The sequence below is a fragment of the Nocardia asteroides genome, from assembly GCA_019930625.1.
Classification (GTDB): Bacteria; Actinomycetota; Actinomycetes; order Mycobacteriales; family Mycobacteriaceae; genus Nocardia; species Nocardia sputi.
Genome location: CP082844.1, coordinates 334866 through 353171 on the forward strand (window position 1 = coordinate 334866; position 18306 = coordinate 353171).

16 protein-coding genes are annotated in these 18306 nt (G+C 67.9%); 7 read left to right on the plus strand and 9 right to left on the minus strand.

The annotated features are described in order from the left end of the window. The first annotated feature begins 73 nt into the window (after positions 1-73). From K8O92_01540 to K8O92_01550, 3 genes are all read left to right on the plus strand, one after another. On the plus strand, positions 74-475 hold the full coding sequence (locus tag K8O92_01540; GenBank protein ID UAK32741.1) for a YciI family protein: 402 nt from the start codon (positions 74-76) through the stop codon (positions 473-475). Then, positions 472-1734: an RNA polymerase sigma factor gene (locus K8O92_01545; GenBank protein UAK32742.1), complete on the plus strand. Its 1263-nt coding sequence runs from the start codon at positions 472-474 to the stop codon at positions 1732-1734. Before K8O92_01540 ends, K8O92_01545 begins: the two co-directional genes overlap by 4 nt. A 218-nt stretch (positions 1735-1952) precedes the next feature. Continuing rightward, a complete protein-coding gene (locus K8O92_01550; GenBank protein UAK32743.1) occupies positions 1953-2435 on the plus strand; it encodes an NUDIX domain-containing protein in 483 nt (160 codons plus the stop codon). Between the two features lie 3 nt (positions 2436-2438). Here the strand turns inward: K8O92_01550 and K8O92_01555 are convergent, their stop codons facing one another. After that, the gene (locus K8O92_01555; GenBank protein ID UAK32744.1) at positions 2439-3365 is read right to left on the minus strand and encodes a phosphoribosylaminoimidazolesuccinocarboxamide synthase; all 927 of its coding nucleotides are present in this window, start codon (positions 3363-3365) and stop codon (positions 2439-2441) included. A 96-nt stretch (positions 3366-3461) separates the two neighbouring features. Here K8O92_01555 and pepN point away from each other — a divergent pair, with 96 nt between their 5' ends. After that, a complete protein-coding gene (pepN, locus tag K8O92_01560) occupies positions 3462-6044 on the plus strand; it encodes an aminopeptidase N (protein UAK32745.1) in 2583 nt (860 codons plus the stop codon). A 76-nt stretch (positions 6045-6120) separates the two neighbouring features. Here the strand turns inward: pepN and K8O92_01565 are convergent, their stop codons facing one another. From K8O92_01565 to K8O92_01580, 4 genes are all read right to left on the minus strand, one after another. Continuing rightward, positions 6121-6561 (minus strand): DUF5130 domain-containing protein, encoded by a 441-nt coding sequence (locus K8O92_01565; protein ID UAK35374.1) that lies wholly within the window; start codon positions 6559-6561, stop codon positions 6121-6123. Between the two features lie 10 nt (positions 6562-6571). After that, the gene (locus K8O92_01570) at positions 6572-6853 is read right to left on the minus strand and encodes a hypothetical protein (protein UAK32746.1); all 282 of its coding nucleotides are present in this window, start codon (positions 6851-6853) and stop codon (positions 6572-6574) included. A gap of 104 nt (positions 6854-6957) precedes the next feature. Further along, the gene (locus tag K8O92_01575; GenBank protein ID UAK35375.1) at positions 6958-8532 is read right to left on the minus strand and encodes a glycoside hydrolase family 13 protein; all 1575 of its coding nucleotides are present in this window, start codon (positions 8530-8532) and stop codon (positions 6958-6960) included. A 260-nt stretch (positions 8533-8792) separates the two neighbouring features. Then, entirely contained in the window at positions 8793-9197 is a 405-nt protein-coding gene (locus K8O92_01580; protein ID UAK32747.1) for a globin, read from the minus strand. A gap of 243 nt (positions 9198-9440) precedes the next feature. Here K8O92_01580 and K8O92_01585 point away from each other — a divergent pair, with 243 nt between their 5' ends. Continuing rightward, positions 9441-10145, plus strand: coding sequence for an HNH endonuclease (locus K8O92_01585; GenBank protein UAK32748.1), 705 nt, complete (start codon positions 9441-9443; stop codon positions 10143-10145). A gap of 5 nt (positions 10146-10150) precedes the next feature. Here K8O92_01585 and K8O92_01590 read toward each other — a convergent pair whose 3' ends face one another. Continuing rightward, a complete protein-coding gene (locus K8O92_01590; GenBank protein UAK32749.1) occupies positions 10151-10717 on the minus strand; it encodes an XRE family transcriptional regulator in 567 nt (188 codons plus the stop codon). A 176-nt stretch (positions 10718-10893) separates the two neighbouring features. Between K8O92_01590 and K8O92_01595 the strand changes: the two genes are divergently transcribed. Continuing rightward, the gene (locus K8O92_01595) at positions 10894-11589 is read left to right on the plus strand and encodes an AzlC family ABC transporter permease (GenBank protein UAK32750.1); all 696 of its coding nucleotides are present in this window, start codon (positions 10894-10896) and stop codon (positions 11587-11589) included. Continuing rightward, entirely contained in the window at positions 11586-11897 is a 312-nt protein-coding gene (locus K8O92_01600) for an AzlD domain-containing protein (protein ID UAK32751.1), read from the plus strand. Before K8O92_01595 ends, K8O92_01600 begins: the two co-directional genes overlap by 4 nt. 211 nt (positions 11898-12108) lie before the next feature. Here K8O92_01600 and K8O92_01605 read toward each other — a convergent pair whose 3' ends face one another. From K8O92_01605 to K8O92_01615, 3 genes are all read right to left on the minus strand, one after another. Continuing rightward, positions 12109-12774 (minus strand): hypothetical protein, encoded by a 666-nt coding sequence (locus K8O92_01605; protein ID UAK32752.1) that lies wholly within the window; start codon positions 12772-12774, stop codon positions 12109-12111. Positions 12775-12822: 48 nt separating this feature from the next. Next, a complete protein-coding gene (locus K8O92_01610) occupies positions 12823-13194 on the minus strand; it encodes a thioesterase family protein (protein ID UAK35376.1) in 372 nt (123 codons plus the stop codon). An 89-nt stretch (positions 13195-13283) separates the two neighbouring features. Next, on the minus strand, positions 13284-18221 hold the full coding sequence (locus tag K8O92_01615) for an NAD-glutamate dehydrogenase (protein ID UAK32753.1): 4938 nt from the start codon (positions 18219-18221) through the stop codon (positions 13284-13286). Positions 18222-18306: the final 85 nt, after the last annotated feature.

Here is an 18306-nt window from a genome sequence, read left to right on the forward strand (position 1 = left end):
TGGGCTCCGACCTCTTCGCGAGCGCCACCGAGGCGCTCGATACGGCCCAATGCCGCAGGAGAGGAAACGAATCGTGAAGTACATGCTGCTGAAGACCTACGGGCGCACCGCGTACTGCGACACACCGATCAACGAATGGTCCCCGGAAGAGATCCAGGCGCACATAGACTTCCAGCGCGCACTGGGTGCGCAACTGGCCGAGGCGGGCGAGTTGGTGGAGGCACAGGGGCTGGCCGGGCCGGAGGACGCGCGGATCGTCAGTTCGGACGGCCGGTCGGCCCCGGTGGTCACCGACGGGCCTTTCCCGGAGACCAAGGAATTCTTGGCGGGGTACTGGATCGTCGACGTGGACAGCCCCGAACGGGCCTACGAGATCGCCGCGCAGGCCTCCGCCGCCCCCGGCCCCGGCGGTGCACCGATAGGCGAGTACATCGAAGTTCGCGCGGTGATGGGCGCCCCCGCCACCGAGCAATGAGCGACCGGCGTGCGGTGCCCGACGACACACCGCTCCCGGCGAGCACCGAGGACCTGCTGCGCGCGCTGGCGCCGCAGGTCCTCGGAACGCTCGTCCGCCGCTTCGGCGACTTCGACACCGCCGAAGACGCACTGCAGGAGGCGCTGCTCGCGGCCGCGACGCAATGGCCGCGGCAAGGCCTGCCGGACAATCCGCGGGCCTGGCTGATCCAGGTCGCGCAGCGGCGCATGGCCGACGCCGTGCGCGCGGAAGTCGCGCGGCGGCGCAGGGAGACCACCGCCTTCGATCGCGAGGTGACCGACGCCGTCCCTGTGGACCACGACGACACGCTCACCATGCTGTTCCTGTGCTGCCACCCGGCGCTGTCGCCTGCCGCGGCCATAGCGCTGACGCTGCGCGCGGTGGGCGGGCTCGGCACCGAACAGATCGCCCGCGCCTTCCTGCTGCCGGAAGCGACGATGGCGCAACGGATCACGCGGGCGAAGAAGAAGCTGGCCACGGTGGAGCGCCCCTTCGCGCAACCGGGTGACGAGCGGTGGCGCGAGCGGCTCGGCGCGGTGCTGCACGTGCTGTACCTGATCTTCAGCGAAGGACATACCAGCAGTTCGGGGCCCGACTTGCAGCGCACCGATCTGTCCGACGAGGCGATCCGGCTCACCAGGGCGGTGCACCGGCTGTTGCCCGCGGACCCCGAAGTCACCGGGTTGCTCGCGCTGATGCTGCTCACCGATGCCCGGCGCGCGGCACGCACCGGAGCGCACGGCGAGCTGATCCCGCTGGCCGAACAGAACCGCGAGCTGTGGGATCGCGGGCTGATCACCGAAGGGACGGCCCTCATCACCGGCACGCTGGCGCAGGGCCTGCGCGGGCAGTATCAGATCCAAGCCGCCATAGCGGTCCTGCACGCCCAGGCCACCCGCGCCGAGGACACCGAGTGGACCAAGATCCTGGCGCTGTACGACCGGCTCGAGCGACTCTCGGACAGTCCGATGGTGACGCTCAACCGGGCGGTGGCGACGGCGATGGTGTCGGGACCGGAAGCCGGTCTCGCGCTGGCCGCCACGCTCGACGACCGGCTGGCGGGCACGCATCGGCTCGACGCCGTGCGCGGCCATCTGCACGAGATGGCGGGCGACATCGATGCGGCCGTCGCCTGTTATGCCAAGGCCGCGGCCCGCACGACGAGCACCCCAGAACGCGACTACCTCACCATCCGCGCCGCACGGCTGCGACACGCTCGTACGGATCTCGTCCGGTAGTTCCGGAAGGCTGCTCCGGCCTCGCGCCTCTACGCTCGACCTCTCGCCTCGGGAGGCGATGTCGCCAGTTCATGCGGCGATGTTCGCCAGTCCATGCGGCGAGCGCGCCTCGCGCGCGACAGTACGCGGGGCGATGGCGGCGCGTTCGTACGAGCACGCGCCGCGCAGCAGTGGACGAGACGTGCCCCTGAACGGCGGCGACCAGGCAGACTACGCGTATGGCAGACAAACACAGCGCCGGAGTCCTGCTCTTCCGCCGCGACTCGGACGGCGCCGTCGAGGTGCTGCTCGGGCACATGGGCGGCCCCTTCTGGGCGCGAAAAGACGCGGGCGCGTGGTCGATTCCGAAAGGCGAGTACGAGCCGGACGCGGAGGACGCACGGTCCGCGGCGAGCCGCGAGTTCACCGAGGAACTGGGACTGCCGGTCCCGGACGGTACGTGGCTGCCGCTGGGTGAGGTGCGCTACGGAAGCGGCGCGGGCAAGAAGGTCCTCACCGTCTGGGCCGTCGAAGGCGATCTCGATCCCGCCGCCGTGGTGCCGGGAACCTTTCAGCTGGAGTGGCCGCCGCGCTCCGGACGGTTCACGCAGTTCCCCGAGATCGATCGCGCCGAGTGGTTCGACCCGGCCACCGCACGCGACAAGCTGGTCGCGGGCCAGCGGCCCTGTTTGGAACGGCTGGCCGAGCGACTGGCGGACTGACCGCTACCTCGACACGCCCGCCCAGGTCCGGCCGGTGAGGAGTTCGTAGGCTTCCACGTACTTCTGGTGCGTCGCCTCGACCACATCGGCCGGGATCTGCGGGCCGGGCGGCTCCTTGTCCCAGCCGGTGGAGGTGGACCAGTCGCGGACGAACTGCTTGTCGAACGAGCGCTGCGGCCGGCCCGGCTCCCACTCGTCGGCGGGCCAGAAACGCGAGGAATCCGAAGTGAGCACTTCGTCACCGAGGGTGAGAACGTCACCGTCCCAACCGAACTCGACTTTGGTGTCGGCGACGATGACGCCGCGTTCTGCGGCGTGCGCAGCACCGCGGGCATAGATGTGCAGGGTCAGTTCGCGCAGTCGTTCGGTGACCTCGCGCCCCTCTTGGTGCGCCACGTCCGCGAAGGTGATCGACTCGTCGTGCCCCTCGGACGCTTTGGTGGTCGGGGTGAAGATCGGTTCCGGCAGCTTGTCGCCCTCGCGCAGCCCGGGCGGCAGCGCGACCCCGGACACCGAGCCCGTCCGCCGGTATTCCACCAGCCCGGAACCGGTCAGGTAGCCGCGCGCGATGCATTCCACCCCGACCATCTTCAGCGGTTTGACCCGGATGCCGCGGCCCGCGAACTCGGCGGGCACGTCGGTGGCGGAGACGACGTGGTTGGGCACGTCGGTGAAGAACTCGAACCACCAGTTCGACAGCTGGGTCAGCAGGGCGCCTTTCTCGGGGATCGGCGTCGGCAGCACCACGTCGTACACCGACACCCGGTCGGAAGCGACCAGCAGCAGCGTGTCGCCGTCCTCGTACAGGTCACGCACCTTCCCGGCGTGCACATGCTTCAACGTCGAGCCTCCGAATCCGTGGTGGTGAACCTGCGCTGCACCAGGCACAATACCGCCGCTGTCCGGCCGTGGCCGTCGCGCCGTCCGCATCACTAGGGTTGGTCGGGAAAGTCCCGCGCGACCTGCCACACCGAGGTGGCATTGTGGGTGTCGCCCGTGCCAGTTCTTCGACCACGAAGGAGCCTTATGTCCGCACCCAACCTCACTCGCGACCAGGCGATCGAACGCGCCGCCACGGTAGCGGTCGAGAACTACCGCGTCGAGCTGGATCTGACCGACGGGGCGGGCAAACCGGGCGAGCAGACCTTCTTCTCCCGCAGCACCGTGACCTTCACCGCTACGCCGGGCGCGAGCACGTTCATCGACATCGTGGCCCGTAGCGTGCGCTCGGCGGTGCTCAACGGCACCGCCCTGGACGTTTCCGGATACGACGAGTCGACCGGGATCACGCTGACCGACCTGGCCGAGCGCAACGAGCTGGTGGTGGAGGCCGACTGCGAGTACTCACACACCGGAGAGGGCCTGCACCGGTTCGTCGATCCGGCCGACGACGCCGTCTACCTGTACTCGCAGTTCGAGACCGCCGACGCCAAGCGGATGTTCGCCTGCTTCGACCAACCGGACCTGAAGGCCACCTTCGACCTCGCCGTCACCGCCCCGGCCGACTGGCAGGTCGTCTCCAACGCCGCCGTCGTGGAAACGCTCGCGCCGGAGCCGGGCAAGCACGTCTTCCGCACCACCCCGAAGATGAGCACCTACCTGGTCGCGCTCATCGCCGGCCCGTACGCGCAGTGGACCGACGTCTACACCGACGAGCACGGCAGCATCCCGCTGGGCATCTACTGCCGCGCCTCGCTGGCCGAGCACATGGACGCCGAACGACTGTTCACCGAGACCAAGCAGGGTTTCGGCTTCTACCACCGCAACTTCGGCGTCCCGTACGCGTTCGGCAAGTACGACCAGCTGTTCGTCCCAGAGTTCAACGCGGGCGCGATGGAGAACGCCGGCGCGGTGACCTTCCTGGAGGATTACGTCTTCCGGTCCAAGGTCACCCGGGCCTCCTACGAGCGCCGCGCCGAGACCGTGCTGCACGAGATGGCGCACATGTGGTTCGGCGACCTGGTCACCATGAAGTGGTGGGACGACCTGTGGCTGAACGAGTCGTTCGCCACCTTCGCGTCGGTGCTGTGCCAGTCCGAGGCGACCGAGTACACCAACGCCTGGACCACGTTCGCGAACGTGGAGAAGTCCTGGGCCTATCGGCAGGACCAGCTGCCGTCCACCCACCCGATCGCGGCGGACATTCCCGATCTCGCCGCGGTCGAGGTGAACTTCGACGGCATCACCTACGCCAAGGGCGCCAGTGTGCTGAAGCAGCTCGTCGCCTACGTCGGTCTGGAGCCGTTCCTGGCCGGCCTGCGCGCGTACTTCGCCGACCACGCCTACGGCAACGCCACCTTCGACGATCTGCTGTCGGCGTTGGAGAAGTCGTCCGGACGCGATCTGTCCACCTGGGGCGCGCAGTGGCTCAAGACCACCGGCTTGAACATTTTGCGCCCGGACTTCGAGGTGGACGCCGAAGGCAGGTTCAGCTCGTTCGCGGTGGTGCAGGAGGGTGCCCAGCCGGGCGCGGGCGAGCGGCGCGTGCACCGCCTCGCCGTCGGCGTGTACGACGACCAGGACGGGAAGCTGGTTCGCATCAAGCGGGTCGAACTCGATCTCGATGCCGCCGAACGCACCGAGGTGCCCGAACTGATCGGCGTTCCCCGCGGCCAGTTCGTGCTGGTCAACGACGACGACCTGACCTACTGCTCGATCCGGTTGGACGCCGATTCGCTCGACGTGCTGGTCAACCGCATCGCCGACATCGCGCAGCCGCTGCCGCGCACGCTGGCCTGGTCGGCGGCCTGGGAGATGACCCGTCAGGCCGAGTTCCGCGCCCGCGATTTCGTCGCGCTGGTCGGGCGGGGCGTCGGCGCCGAGACCGAGATCGGCGTGGTGCAGCGGCTTCTCATGCAGGCCAACACCACCTTGGGCAGCTACGCCGATCCGGAGTGGGCCGCCACCACCGGCTGGCCGGAGTACGCGAACCGGCTGCTCGAGCTGGCGCGCGAAGCCGAGCCGGGCTCCGACCACCAGTTGGCCTTCGTCAACGCGCTGACCGGCGCGAAGCTGTCGGCCTGGCACACCGAGGTACTGCGCGAACTGCTCGACGGTGATCCGGCGAAGGTCGGGCTGCCGGGCCTGGTGGTCGACACCGACCTGCGCTGGCGGATCGTGGCCGCGCTCGCGGCGGCGGGCGAGATCGATGCCGAGGGGCTCGATACGCCGGTCATCGACCAGGAGTTGTCCAACGATCCCACCGCGGCGGGCAAGCGGCAGGCGGCCGCCGCGGCGACGGCGCGTCCGATCGCCGAGGTGAAGGAGCAGGCGTGGGCGACGGTGATGGGCGACGACTCGGTGCCCAACGTCACGGCCCGCTCGATCGTCGGCGGCTTCGCGCCCGCTGGGCAAGATGAGCTGCTCACCTCGTACGTGGAACGGTACTTCGCCGAGGTCCCCGGCGTCTGGGAGCGTCGCTCCAGCGAGGTCGCCCAGACCGTGGTGGTCGGCCTCTACCCGCACTGGGCGATCAGCGAGGACGCGGTGGCCGTCGCGGACAAGTTCCTCGCCGGCGACCACCCTCCGGCGCTGCGCCGCCTGGTCAGCGAAGGCAAGGCGGGCATCGAGCGCTCGCTGCGCGCCCGCGCCTTCGACGCACAGCCGTAAGAACGAAACCGGCGCGTCCACCCGGTGATCGGGTGGACGCGCCGGGAACATCCAGCGCCGCAGGCGCCGGCGGAGATTACCGCCCGATGGCGGCGGCCATCACGCGGACGGCGGAGACCACGCCGTCGATCAGCTGGCCCTGCCGGAACGAGCTCAGCGCGGCGGTGACGCCGAGCTGGCAGACGCGATCGTTCGCCCGGTCGGCGACGTCCCGGCCCGAGCGAACCTCGATCGCCTTCTCGTTCGGCGAGACGGCGATGAGCACCGAACGCTCCGCCTCGGGCGTGCCGGGGAAGATCGCGTCCGCGCCTGCGGCCGGATCGGCACCCAGATCGCCGATGTAGACGGTGAAGCGCACCTTGGTCGCGCGGGTCGCCTCGGTGAGCACGTTGTCCATGGTGAGCCGCTCTTCATCGTTGAACGGCGCTTCCTTGAACACATCGCCCGCCTCGTGCACGCCAGAGACGCGCCCGCTGCTGGTGATCGCGTATCCGTGCGGCAACTCGGCTTCGACCACCGCGGGCCACTTAGAACCTGCCACTTGCCCGTCCTCCGATCAGCTCCACCTCGGTGGACTCGATGGCCGCATGCTGCTGTCCATGCGGCGTTTCCGGAAAGTGGTGACCCGAGCCGATCACCTCTTCGGTGGCACTCCACAGCACCGGCGGCTGGGTCCACTCCTGACCGAGGGCGAAGTGGACCGGCTTCTCGCCAGGCAGTGGCTTACCGAGAAACGACAATCCGGCGATTACGCCGTAGATCACCAGTGGAATGCCGACGAAGATCAGCACTGTCTCGAGAATGCTCACGGATCAAAGGTAGACGATCCTCTGTAGTAGTTCTCCGTCCGGTAGCGCCGGGCCGCCGTCCGTGTCGGCTGCACCCGGCCCGAGCTGGGACTTCACCGAGCGCCTCAGACCAACCAGGCCGACGCGTTCGGCGGCAGCTGCCCGCCCTCGGTCGGCGCACTGGCCAGCAGCACGTCTCCCGGCGGTAGCTGGATGGGAGCGTCGGAGGCGTTGAGCACGCAGACCAGCCCACCCGGCCTGCGGAACGCCAGACACCCCTGGGGGCTGCCGTACCACTCGATCCGGTCCCCCGCGAACTCCGGCCGCTGTGCCCGCAGTTCGATCGCCAGTCGATACAGCGACAGCGTCGACCCCAGCTCCTCGAGTTGCGCCTCGACGGTCAGCGGCGCCCATTCGGGCGGGATCGGCAGCCACGGCGTCGCGGTGGTGAACCCGAACGGCGGCGCGGCGCCTTCCCAGGGCAGCGGCACCCGGCAACCGTCGCGGCCGCGCTGCGTGTGCCCGGAGCGCTCCCACACCGGGTCCTGCAACACGTGGTCGGGGAGGTCGTCGACGTTGGGCAGCCCCAGCTCGGAGCCGTTGTAGATGAACACCGCGCCGGGCAGCGCGAGCTCCAGCAGGATCATCGCCCGCGCCCGCGCGACGCCGAGCGCGCCGCCGCCGTACCGGGTGACCTCGCGCTCGATGTCGTGATTGGACAGCGTCCAGGTGGGCACGGCGAAGACCGGTGCGACGGCGGCGAGCGAGTTGTCGATCGCGTCGCGCACCGCCTCGGCTTCGAACGCCGATTCGGCGAGACGGAAGTTGAAGGCCAAGTGCAGTTCGTCGGCGCGCACGTACTCGCCGAAGCGGGTGTTGTCGTTCACCCACACTTCACCGATGAGCACCGCGTCCGGATACTCGTCGACGACCTTGCGGATCCGGCGGTGGATGTCGTGGACGGCCGGATTGTTGAACCGCGGGTCGCTGTCGTCGTGCGCGAGCAAGGCCGAGACGCTCAATTGGGGCATGTCGGGCAAGCCGTCCGGCTTGGCCATGCCGTGTGCGACGTCGATCCGGAACCCGTCCACGCCGCGCTCGAGCCAGAACCGCAGTGTCTGCTCGAAATCGGCGGCGACCTCGGGATTCGACCAGTTCAGGTCGGGCTGCTCGCGGGCGAAGATGTGCAGGTACCACTGGCCGGGCGTGCCGTCGGGCTCGGTGATCCTGGTCCAGGCGGGTCCGCCGAAGATGCTCGGCCAGTTGTTCGGCGGCTCGGCGCCACCGGGCCCACGGCCGTCGCGGAAGATGTACCGGTCACGTTCCGGACTGCCGGGCGCCGCCGCCAGCGCCGCGCGGAACCACGGATGCTGGTCGCTGGTGTGGTTGGGCACCAGGTCCATGGTGACCCTGATCCGACGGGCATGCGCCTCCGCGATCAGGGCGTCCATCGCGGCGAGCCCGCCGAAGAGCTGATCGATGTCGCGCGGGTCCGCAACGTCGTAGCCACCGTCGGCCATCGGCGACCGCATCACCGGGCAGATCCACAGCGCGTCGACGCCGAGCAGTTCGAGATAGCCGAGCTTGTCCCTGACTCCGCCGAGATCACCGACCCCGTCTGCGCCCGAGTCCGCGAAGGATCTGGGATAAACCTGGTAGAACACGGCCGACCGCCACCACGACTGCGTGGTGCGATCCACCGGCGCCGTTACGGCTGGTGCATCACTCACACCCGCAATAGTGCCAAAGTTCTGCGGCGAAAGCCTTCAGGCGACGCGCGGCCACAGATGACGGGCAAACATTCAGCACCTTAGCCATAGAGACGAAAAACCTCGCCCCACATCGTCTCTCACGCGCAAGGTTCCCGTCACCCGTGGTTCATCAGCGAATTCACCGCCACCTCAACGCGGTAGAAAACACATTTTTCACAGAGGTGGTCGGCCCAGAGGTGAACGCGTTGTCAGAACGGGGCATTCACCAAAGAGTTGGCCGCCATCTCCAGATAGTCGAGCAGCGCTGTGCGGTGCTCCTCGTCCAGGGTTTCCGGCTCGATCTCGGCGACCGCGATACGCATGCAGCGCAGCCACGCGTCACGCTCGATCGGTCCGATGGTGAACGGCATGTGCCGCATGCGCAGGCGCGGGTGGCCGCGCTCGTCGGAGTAGGTGCGCGGACCGCCCCAATACTGCTCGAGGAACATCCGCAGACGACGCTCCGCCGGGCCGAGATCCTCCTCCGGATAGAGCGGGCGCAATACCTCGTCGGCGGCCACCTCGCGATAGAACGTCGCGACGAGCCGCCGGAACGTCTCCGCCCCGCCGACCGCCTCGTAGAACGACGTCGCCGTTTGCTCGCCCGAAGTCATAAACCCTCTCGATTCACCGGATGCGCCGCTGTCCATTGTGCCCGCGCCAGGGCGACGCCGCCGCACTGCCCGTATGCTGCCGCTCAGCGGCTGGAACATCGCACCTCAACGGCACTTCAGCCACAGTTAACCGGACATTGTTGAAAATCACCGTGCAATGCCCGACATTCCATGGTCAACTGGGTGACAGTCTCTGCTTTGCAGATACCACATGATCCTGCCAATCATGAAATCGAGGTCGAGATGAAGCAGCGGCACAGCGCCCGGTCACACGAGGCGCGAGCGCACCGACAACTCCAGCCCGCCGACGTCCACAATCGTGGGTCGGGGGCTACTCCGCTGCACATCTTGTCCGAACATTATCCGGGTGGACATCGTGGCCATCACGACCACGGACCCCGCCCCACCGCCCCGCTCGTCGAGGGCACGAACTGGCTCAAAACCAGGGTGCTGCTGTTGAACGCCACCTACGAGCCGCTCACCGCTTTATCCGCACGCCGCGCGATCGTCCTGCTCATCTGCGACAAAGCCGACGCCGTCCACCACAACGACGAAGGGCCGATAGTGCACTCCGCCGAGACGTCGGTGGCCATTCCTTCGGTGATCCGCCTGCGCAGCTACGTCCACGTCCCGTACCGGGCCCGGGTCCCCATGACCCGCGCCGCCCTCATGCACCGGGATCGGTACCGCTGCGGTTATTGCGGCGGCAAGGCCGAGACCATCGACCACGTCATCCCGCGCAGCCGCGGCGGGGAGCATTCGTGGGAGAACTGCGTCGCCAGTTGCGCGCCGTGCAACCACCGCAAAGCCGACAAACTTCTCAGCGAGCTGGGCTGGACGCTCCGATCGCCTCTGGTCTCGCCGAAGGGCCCGCATTGGCGCCTGCTGTCCACCACCGCGGAACTCGACCCCGTCTGGTTGCAATATCTGGGCGAAGGCGCGGCCTGAGCGGATCAGGTGTACTCGACCACCAACGTCGCCCAGGTCCGGGGAGCCAGCGCCTCGAACACGTGCGGCTGATCGCCTGGGTAGGCGATGTAATCACCAGAATGTAGTTCGACGGGGGCCTCGACCGGTCCGACCAGCGCATGCCCCTGCGCGAGCAGCACGTGCTCGACGACACCGGCGATATGTGGCTCCGATCGGCGCGCATGCCCCGGCTCCGCGGTGATACGAAACAGGTCACGGCGGGAATTGGCCGGCCCGGCCGCCAGCAGGGTCGCTTGGTACTCCGACCGCTCGGCCGCGACCACCGGGCCCTCACCGGCCCGGATCACATGGACGCTCCGGCGCGGTGGATCGAGCAACCGGGAGAACGGCATATCCAGCGCGACGCACAATGCCCACAACGTTTCCAGGCTCGGGTTGCCGGTTCCCGATTCCAACTGCGACAGCGTCGATTTCGCGATGCCCGCCCGATGGGCGACCTCACTCAACGACAACCCGGCCCGGGTGCGCTCGCGGCGCAGCGCGGCGGCGATCACCGCCTGAGGTGTCGTCGTCGCGTCTTGCCGCGTCATTCTCGCTCCGTGTCTGCGTCCTGCACCTTGACTTACTCGACAGGAAACCAGATCGATGAGCCGCCTCGCTATGCGACCGCCTCTTGCGCCTTGCTCGTATCCGCGGTGGTCACCGAGAGGAGCCTCCGGAGCCGAACGGATTGACGAAGCCGCTCACCATGTTCACTATAAACAACATGCGTTCGATATGGCGAACACTCGATCGGGACACCTTGCTGGGCATCGCGGCGGTGTGCCTGGCCGTGGGCGTGATCGGGATCTCCTACGGCGCGACGGCGGTGAGCGCGGGCTTTCCGATCTGGCTACCGATTCTGCTCGGGTGCGTGGTGCTCGCCGGGAGTTCGGAGTTCCTGTTTCTGGGAATCGTCGCCGCAGGGGGTAGTCCGATAGCGGCGGTGCTGGCCGGCCTGCTGGTGAACGCCAGGCACGTGCCGTACGGATTGTCGGTTCCCGACGCGGTCGGCACGGGCTGGCGCCGGCCGCTCGGGGTGCATCTGATGAACGACGAGTCCGTCGCTCTGACCATCGCGCAACCCGATGCGAGTCGCAGGCGCGCGGCCTACTGGATCACCGGAGCCGGGATATTGCTGGCGTGGCCCGGTGGCGCGGCCATCGGAGCGCTGATCGGATCGGTGGTCACCGACACCTCGGCGCTCGGACTCGACGCGGTGTTTCCCGCGGTGCTGCTCGCGCTGGTCCTGCCCGCCCTGCGCGACCGGACCACCCTCGCGGCGGTGTGCGTTGGCACCGCGATCGCGCTGATAACCGCCCCCTTCCTGCCTACGGGACTGCCGGTCCTGCTCGCCCTGGCCGGACTGCTGGTGGCGGCGCGGGAGAAGCCGCGACCAGCGACCGCATCGGAAGCGGCATGATGCTGGCCGCCGGAATCGTCGCGCTCGCCGCGGGAACCTACGCGTTCCGGTGGGCGGGCCCCGCGCTGCGCGAGCGGGTGCGACTTCCGGCACGCGTGGTGCGGCTGTTGGAAATCGGCGCCGTGGTGCTGCTGGCCGCACTGGTGGCCGTGACCACCCTGCCGCTCGGTACCGCTGGTCTCGGATTCGCCGTGCCCGCAGGCGTTCTCGTCGGCGGCGCACTGGCGTGGCATCAACGCCCCATACTGGTGGTCATCCTGGCCGCCGCCGCGACGACCACGTTCCTTCGCCTGATCGGCATCTCTTGAGCGGCTCGAAAATCCAGCCCGCGCAACCGTTCCGTGCCGACAAAGGCGGCGCCGTCCCCTCCTGCCGACGGCGCCGCCTACCTCATCGATCGCTCCCGGGCATTGTTGTGCTACCGAAAATCGGTCTATGGCCCTTGCATCTTCCGGTGCTCGCGAAATCGGTTGTGCACACGCGTGATAGCGATGGCGTCCGGAGGGACGAGCCGCGTGCTCAGCCTGCGATCAAGGGGATTGCTCCACCCAGGCGGCGGGCCACCGAACCGTAGCGGGCGTCCAGGCGCAGCCATGTCCTCGTCGCGCGTACGCGCACGATCTCGGCGGGCGGGATGCGGCGCGGATCGGCCTTCTCCCCCGAGTGCGGGATGAAGTCCATCGCCGTGAGCGCGAAGACCACCCGCATCGGCACCTGCACCTGAGCGCCTGCGCCGGACACCGTCAGCACCGTCTGGTCGAGCAGCGAGGCGGGCGGACCGTGGTTGCTGCCGTGCTCCTTCGCCAGCTGCGCACCCTGCTCGGCGAGTTCGACCAAGGTACGGGCGGGCACGTCCTCGACGTGCGCGAAACCGTCCGTGGGCGGCAACGCGCCACGCCACGCGGAGTCCATCGGATATCCGAGGTCGATCGGACTGCCGCTCGCCATACCGGCCAGCACGAGATCGGCGCCGACCGTCACGTCGTCGACGCCGAGCTCGGCGATCACTGTGCGTCCCGCCAGCGCCTCGAAACCCGTCGCGACCCATGCGGAGACGTAATTCTCCCCGCGGCGGCGCAGGCGCACCACCACCGCCGGGTCCAGCCGCACGGCCCTGGTCAGGAACGTCGCGAGATTCTCCCGCTCCGCCGGATCCGGTACGTGCAGTACTCGTTGTTCCGTCATCACGGCTGCCCCGCCGTCAGCATTCGACGATCACCGATGCGCGGTCGCTCACTCCATCCACTCGGACAGGTAATCACGCTCGGCGTCGGTCAGCCTGCGCAATCGCTGCGCCCGCATGTCGAATGCCGCGATCTGCGTGGACGCGACCACCGCCGCGGGCGAATCGGGCTCGGCGCCCGCCGCCCGCACCTCGTAACCGATGGTGAAGTCGACCGCGCGCAACTGCTCGATCCACATGGCGATATCCAGCGGCGTGTCCTCGTGCCGCAGCTGGCCGCGGTAGCGGACGTGCAGGTCGGCGAGGACGCAGCCCTCACGCAACGGGGCGGTCGGGCGGCCGTCCTCGAACAGCCACGGGATCCGCGCCTCCTCCAGCAGCGTCACCATCCGGGCATGGTTGACGTGCTGGAACACGTCCATGTCCGACCACCTGACGTCCACCTTGGCATGGAAACGCCGGGGCAGCACCAGGCTGCCCGCCGCCTTCCCGCTTCCGCTCACCGAACTCGTCAACGTGGTACCTCCGATTGGGCGCCCACCCCGCTCACCATGCTCCGCACTTGCCGCGCCGCAACCGAAAGCGTGGCGAGATCGTGGGTTCCGGATTCGAACAACTCCGACAGCGCCGCCCTGGCTCGGCCGAGGCGGGACTGATTCTTCGACTCCCAGTATGCAATCTTCTCGTTCGCCGTCTCTTCGGGGTCACCGCCGGAGAGCACGTCGAGGGTGAGCGAGCGCAGCGACGCGTACATGTCGTCGCGCAGCGCGAGCCGCGCCAGCGCATGCCAGCGGTCGCCGCGTTCGAGGTGGCTGACCGCCTGCAACAGCCAGTCGATCTTGAGGTGATCGTTGAGCGCGTAGTACAGCGACCCGACCTCGTCGCCGTCCCGGTCGGTGATATCGGCGATGTCCACGATGTCCAGCAGAGGGAAGAGGTTGAGCAGACCGAAGACCTCGGTGGCCAGATCGGTCGGCGCGCCGCGGGCGATCAATTCGGCGGACTGGTCGGTGAGGGTGGACACATGGTGTCCGCGCAGCCATCCCGCCACCTTGGGGGCCAGTTCACGCACGTCGGCGCGGTACCGACTGATCTCCGAGCCCACCGCGATCGGCTGCGGCCGGTTGCTCAGCAGCCATCGGGACGCCCGGTCCAACGTCCGCTTCGTCTCCAGTTCGAGCAGGTCGCGCACCGAAGTGGGTGCGTCACACGCACGGATTCGCTTCCACATGTCGTGCAGATCGAAGATTCCGCTGGCCGCGGCGAAGGCGCGCACCGCATCGGTGGTGGTGGCGCCGACCTCCTCGTTCAACCGGTGCGCGTAGGTGATGCCGCCGTAGTCCACCATCTCGTTGGCGATCATGGTGGTGACGATCTCCCGGCGCAGCCGGTGGCGTTTGATCGCCGCCGCGAAGCGGTCGCGCAGCGGTGTGGGGAAGTAGTCCGGCAGCCGCGTGGCGAAGTACTGACTGTCGGGCAGGTCGGATTCGAGCAGATCGGCCTTGAGCGACAGCTTCACATGCGCCATCAGATTCGCCAGCTCCGGCGACGTCAGACCGGAGCCTTCTCCCAGCCTGCGCTTCATCTCCTGATCGGAGGGCAGCGCCTCGAGTTCACGGTCCAAGCCGCGACGCTCTTCGAGATCCTCGATCAACCGCATCTGCACGGGCAGCATCTGCGACGCCTCGGTGCGCGAAATACCCATGAGGAAGTTCTGCGCCACGTTGTCCCGCAGGACCATCTGCGCGACCTCGTCGGTCATCGAGGCCAGCAGCGGATTGCGCTCGTCGGGCAGCAACTGCCCCCCGGACACGACGGCGTCGAGCAAGATCTTGATGTTGACCTCGTGGTCGGAGCAGTCCACGCCCGCCGAGTTGTCCAGCGCGTCGGTATTGATCTTGCCGCCCTTGCGGCAGAACTCGATGCGGCCCAACGCCGTCGCGCCGAGGTTGCCGCCCTCGCCGACCACTTTGACCCGCAATTGGCTCCCGTTGACACGTACCGCGTCGTTGGACTTGTCGCCCACTTCGGCGTTGGTCTCCGTGCTCGCCTTGATGTACGTGCCGATACCGCCGTTCCACAGCAGGTCGACCGGCGCGAGCAGGATCGCGCGGACCAGATCCGGCGGCGACAGCGATACGACGTCATCGCCCAGCCCCAGAGCCGCCCTGGCCTGCGGGCTGATCGGCACCGACTTCACGGTGCGGTCCCACACACCTCCGCCGGGGCTGATAAGTGACGGGTCGTAGTCGGCCCACGACGACCGCGGCAACGCGAACATCCGCTGCCGCTCCCGGAACGAACGCGCCGCATCAGGATCCGGATCCAGGAAAATGTGGCGATGGTCGAACGCGGCCACCAAACGAATGTGCTCCGACAACAACATACCGTTACCGAACACATCACCACTCATGTCACCCACACCCACCACAGCGAAATCCTGCGACTGCGTATCGAGCTCCATCTCACGGAAATGCCGCTTGACACTCTCCCAAGCACCCTTGGCCGTGATACCCATCGCCTTGTGGTCATAACCCGCCGACCCACCCGAGGCGAACGCATCACCCAGCCAGAACCCATAACTCTGCGCCACATCATTGGCGATATCGGAGAACGACGCGGTGCCCTTGTCCGCCGCGACCACGAGATAGGTGTCATCACCATCGCGGCGCACCACTCGGTCAGGAGGCAATACCTGCCCACTCGCGCGATCCACATTGTCGGTGATATCCAGCAAGCCGGAGATGAATGTACGGTAGCAAGCAACCCCTTCGGCGCCCAACGCCTGCCGGTCCGCCACCGGATCACCGGTAGCCGCGGGCGGCTGCTTCACCACGAAACCGCCCTTCGCGCCGACCGGCACGATCACCGCGTTCTTCACCGCCTGAGCCTTCACCAAACCCAGGATCTCGGTACGGAAATCCTCCAACCGGTCCGACCACCGCAACCCACCACGCGCCACCGAGCCGAAGCGCAGATGCACGCCCTCCACCCGCGGCGAGTACACGAAGATCTCGAACTGCGGCCGCGGCTTGGGCAACTCGGCGATTTCCCGCGGTTCGACCTTCACCGAAACGTACTCGCGTGGTTTGCCTTCCGCGTCGATCACGTAGTAGTTGGTGCGCAGCGTCGCCTTGATCAGTCCGAGGATCGACCGCAGGATGCGGTCCGCGTCCAGGCTGACCACCTCATCGATGCGCCCTCGCACCTGGGTCTCCAGCTCCGCGGCATGTTCGGCGGAGACGGTGTCGGGATCGAAACGCGCAGCGAACAGATCGACGAACAGGCGCGCGATATCCGGATAGGTGAGCAGCACACGGCAGATGTTGGCCTGGCTGTACGGGAAATTGGCCTGCTGCAGATACTTCGCGTAGGTGCGCAGGATCGAGACGGCCCGCCACGGCAGCCGCGCACGCAGCACGAGTTCGTTCAGCCCGTCCGCCTCCGCGCGGCCGTACCACATGGCCTCGAAGGCTTCCACGAACCGCTCACGCAGGCCGCGCACCTCGGCCTCCAACACGTCGGCGCGTTTGGAGGACTCGAGCAGTTCCGCGTCCAGATCCCGGTCGAGCGAACTGCGCAACAACTCCGGGCGGGCGAGCAGACCGAAATCGTAGATCCACCGTTCACCACCGGCGCCGCCGGCCGCGTCCTCCAGCTCGATCTGGTACGGGCGCTCGTCGACCACCTCGACACCGAGGCTTTGCAACACCGGAAGTACTTGGCTCAGCGAGATACCGCTGCCACCGATGTAGAGGGTGAAGCGCCACGAACCCGGCGCCGAACCCGGCTTCCGGTAGAGGTATTGGTCGATACCGCCCGCACTCAGCCGCTCCAGGCGCACGATGTCTCGCAGCGCCCGTGCCGCGGCGAAATCCTGTTTGTAGCCCTCGGGGAAGGCCTCCGCGTACCGCTGCACCACGGCCGGATCGAGCACCGTCGACGTGCTCACCTCGTCGTTCAGGCGGTCGTCCCAAGTGCGGCTGGCCTCGGCGAGCAGGTTCTGCAGACGCAGCCGGTTGGGCTCGGAGGTATCGGCGACCGGGGGTGTCCGATGCGGAGCACCGAGCTCGGCTTCCGGCATGCGCACCGTGAAATAGACTCGCGCCAGCTCGCTTTCGCCCACCCGCGCGGAATAGTCGATGGACACCCCACCCAATTCGCGGACCAGGATCTCCTGCATCTCCAGCCGCGAGCTGGTGGTGTACCGATCACGCGGCAGATAGACCAGGCAGGCGACGTAGCGGCCGTAGGTGTCCGCGCGCAGGAACAGGCGCACCTGGCGGCGCAGGCCCACACTCAGCACGGCGGTGGCGGTGCGGCGCAGCGTCTCGGCGTCGGCGGAGAAGAGTTCGGTGCGGGGGAAGGATTGGATGACCTCGAGCATCGCCTGCCCGGAGAACGATTCCAGGTCGAATCCGCTGTCCTCGATCGCCGAGCGGACCCGGCGCTCGATCACCGGGATGTCCAGGACGTTCTCGTGCACGGCGGAGACGGTGAAGACGCCGATGAACAGGTGCTCGCCGACGACGGTTCCATGCGCGTCGAAATCGGCGACGCTGACGAAGTACGGGTACACCGCACGGTGCACGGTGGCGGGAACAAGCCCTTGGGTCAGCGTGAGCAGCGGACGGTCACCGCTGTTGACCGGCACGTGGAAGTCGGTGCCGACGTCCGGTCGCAGCACGCCGAGGCAGGTGGCGGGCACGACGGTGGACATCTCCCTGCCCTCGTCGGTGTTCAGTCGGTAGCGCGCGTAGCCGAGCAGGGTGAAATTCCCTCCGGCCAGCCAGCGCAGCAGGTTGGCGGTGTCGGTCAGCTCGGCCGAGTCGAACGGCGCGGAGCCGGACCCCGCGGCGAGCTCGAGGTCGTCGGCCAGCTTGCTCTGCACGTCCTTGATCGCTTCGGTGTCGCCGATCACCTGACGCACATCGTCCACCACGTCCGGCACCGCGGCCTCGACCCTGGCCAGCAGTGCCGCACTGGTCGACGGGTGCAATTGCACGTGCATCCAGGATTCGCGCAACCCGGCCGCGCCGGTGCCGTCCACCTCGTGCGCGGCGGCGTGCGTCAGGCGTCCCTCCGCGTCCCGCTCGACCTCGAAGATCGGATGGATGATCTCGCTGACGCTGACGCCGATCCTGCTCAGCGACGAGCTGATCGACTCGACCAGCAGCGGCATGTCGTCGGTGACGATCTGCACCGCCGCACCGATTCCGGAGCCGTCATCCGGGTGGTATACCCGCACCAGCGCGCGACCGGGGCGGCGCGTCACCCCCAGCTCCAGATGCCTGCGGAAGATCTGGGTGATGCCGGTGATCGCACAGTCCACATCGCCCGCGTCGACGTGGCGGAAGTACGCTTCCTCGAGCGTCGCGAGATCGCCGCGCAATGACTGCGGCAAACCCGCGGCCCACGCCGCGCTGGACAATTCGGACGAGACGGTCATTTTTCGCCAACTCCCTCGGATATCGGTTCCGTAACAAAGTGACGCTGGTCCGAGGGTAACTGTGCGCCGAGGACGCGTGGGTGAA

Bases quoted from the DNA above. Each gene is read 5' to 3' on its own strand.
- K8O92_01545 (UAK32742.1), top strand. From the start codon at position 472: ATGAGCGACCGGCGTGCGGTGCCCGACGACACACCGCTCCCGGCGAGC.
- K8O92_01595 (UAK32750.1), top strand. From the start codon at position 10,894: ATGCGTTCGATATGGCGAACACTCGATCGGGACACCTTGCTGGGCATC.
- K8O92_01585 (UAK32748.1), top strand. From the start codon at position 9,441: ATGAAGCAGCGGCACAGCGCCCGGTCACACGAGGCGCGAGCGCACCGA.
- K8O92_01605 (UAK32752.1), bottom strand. From the start codon at position 12,774: ATGACGGAACAACGAGTACTGCACGTACCGGATCCGGCGGAGCGGGAG.
- K8O92_01555 (UAK32744.1), bottom strand. From the start codon at position 3,365: ATGCGGACGGCGCGACGGCCACGGCCGGACAGCGGCGGTATTGTGCCT.
- K8O92_01580 (UAK32747.1), bottom strand. From the start codon at position 9,197: ATGACTTCGGGCGAGCAAACGGCGACGTCGTTCTACGAGGCGGTCGGC.
- pepN (UAK32745.1), top strand. From the start codon at position 3,462: ATGTCCGCACCCAACCTCACTCGCGACCAGGCGATCGAACGCGCCGCC.
- K8O92_01550 (UAK32743.1), top strand. From the start codon at position 1,953: ATGGCAGACAAACACAGCGCCGGAGTCCTGCTCTTCCGCCGCGACTCG.
- K8O92_01615 (UAK32753.1), bottom strand. From the start codon at position 18,221: ATGACCGTCTCGTCCGAATTGTCCAGCGCGGCGTGGGCCGCGGGTTTG.
- K8O92_01590 (UAK32749.1), bottom strand. From the start codon at position 10,717: ATGACGCGGCAAGACGCGACGACGACACCTCAGGCGGTGATCGCCGCC.
- K8O92_01600 (UAK32751.1), top strand. From the start codon at position 11,586: ATGATGCTGGCCGCCGGAATCGTCGCGCTCGCCGCGGGAACCTACGCG.
- K8O92_01610 (UAK35376.1), bottom strand. From the start codon at position 13,194: ATGGACGTGTTCCAGCACGTCAACCATGCCCGGATGGTGACGCTGCTG.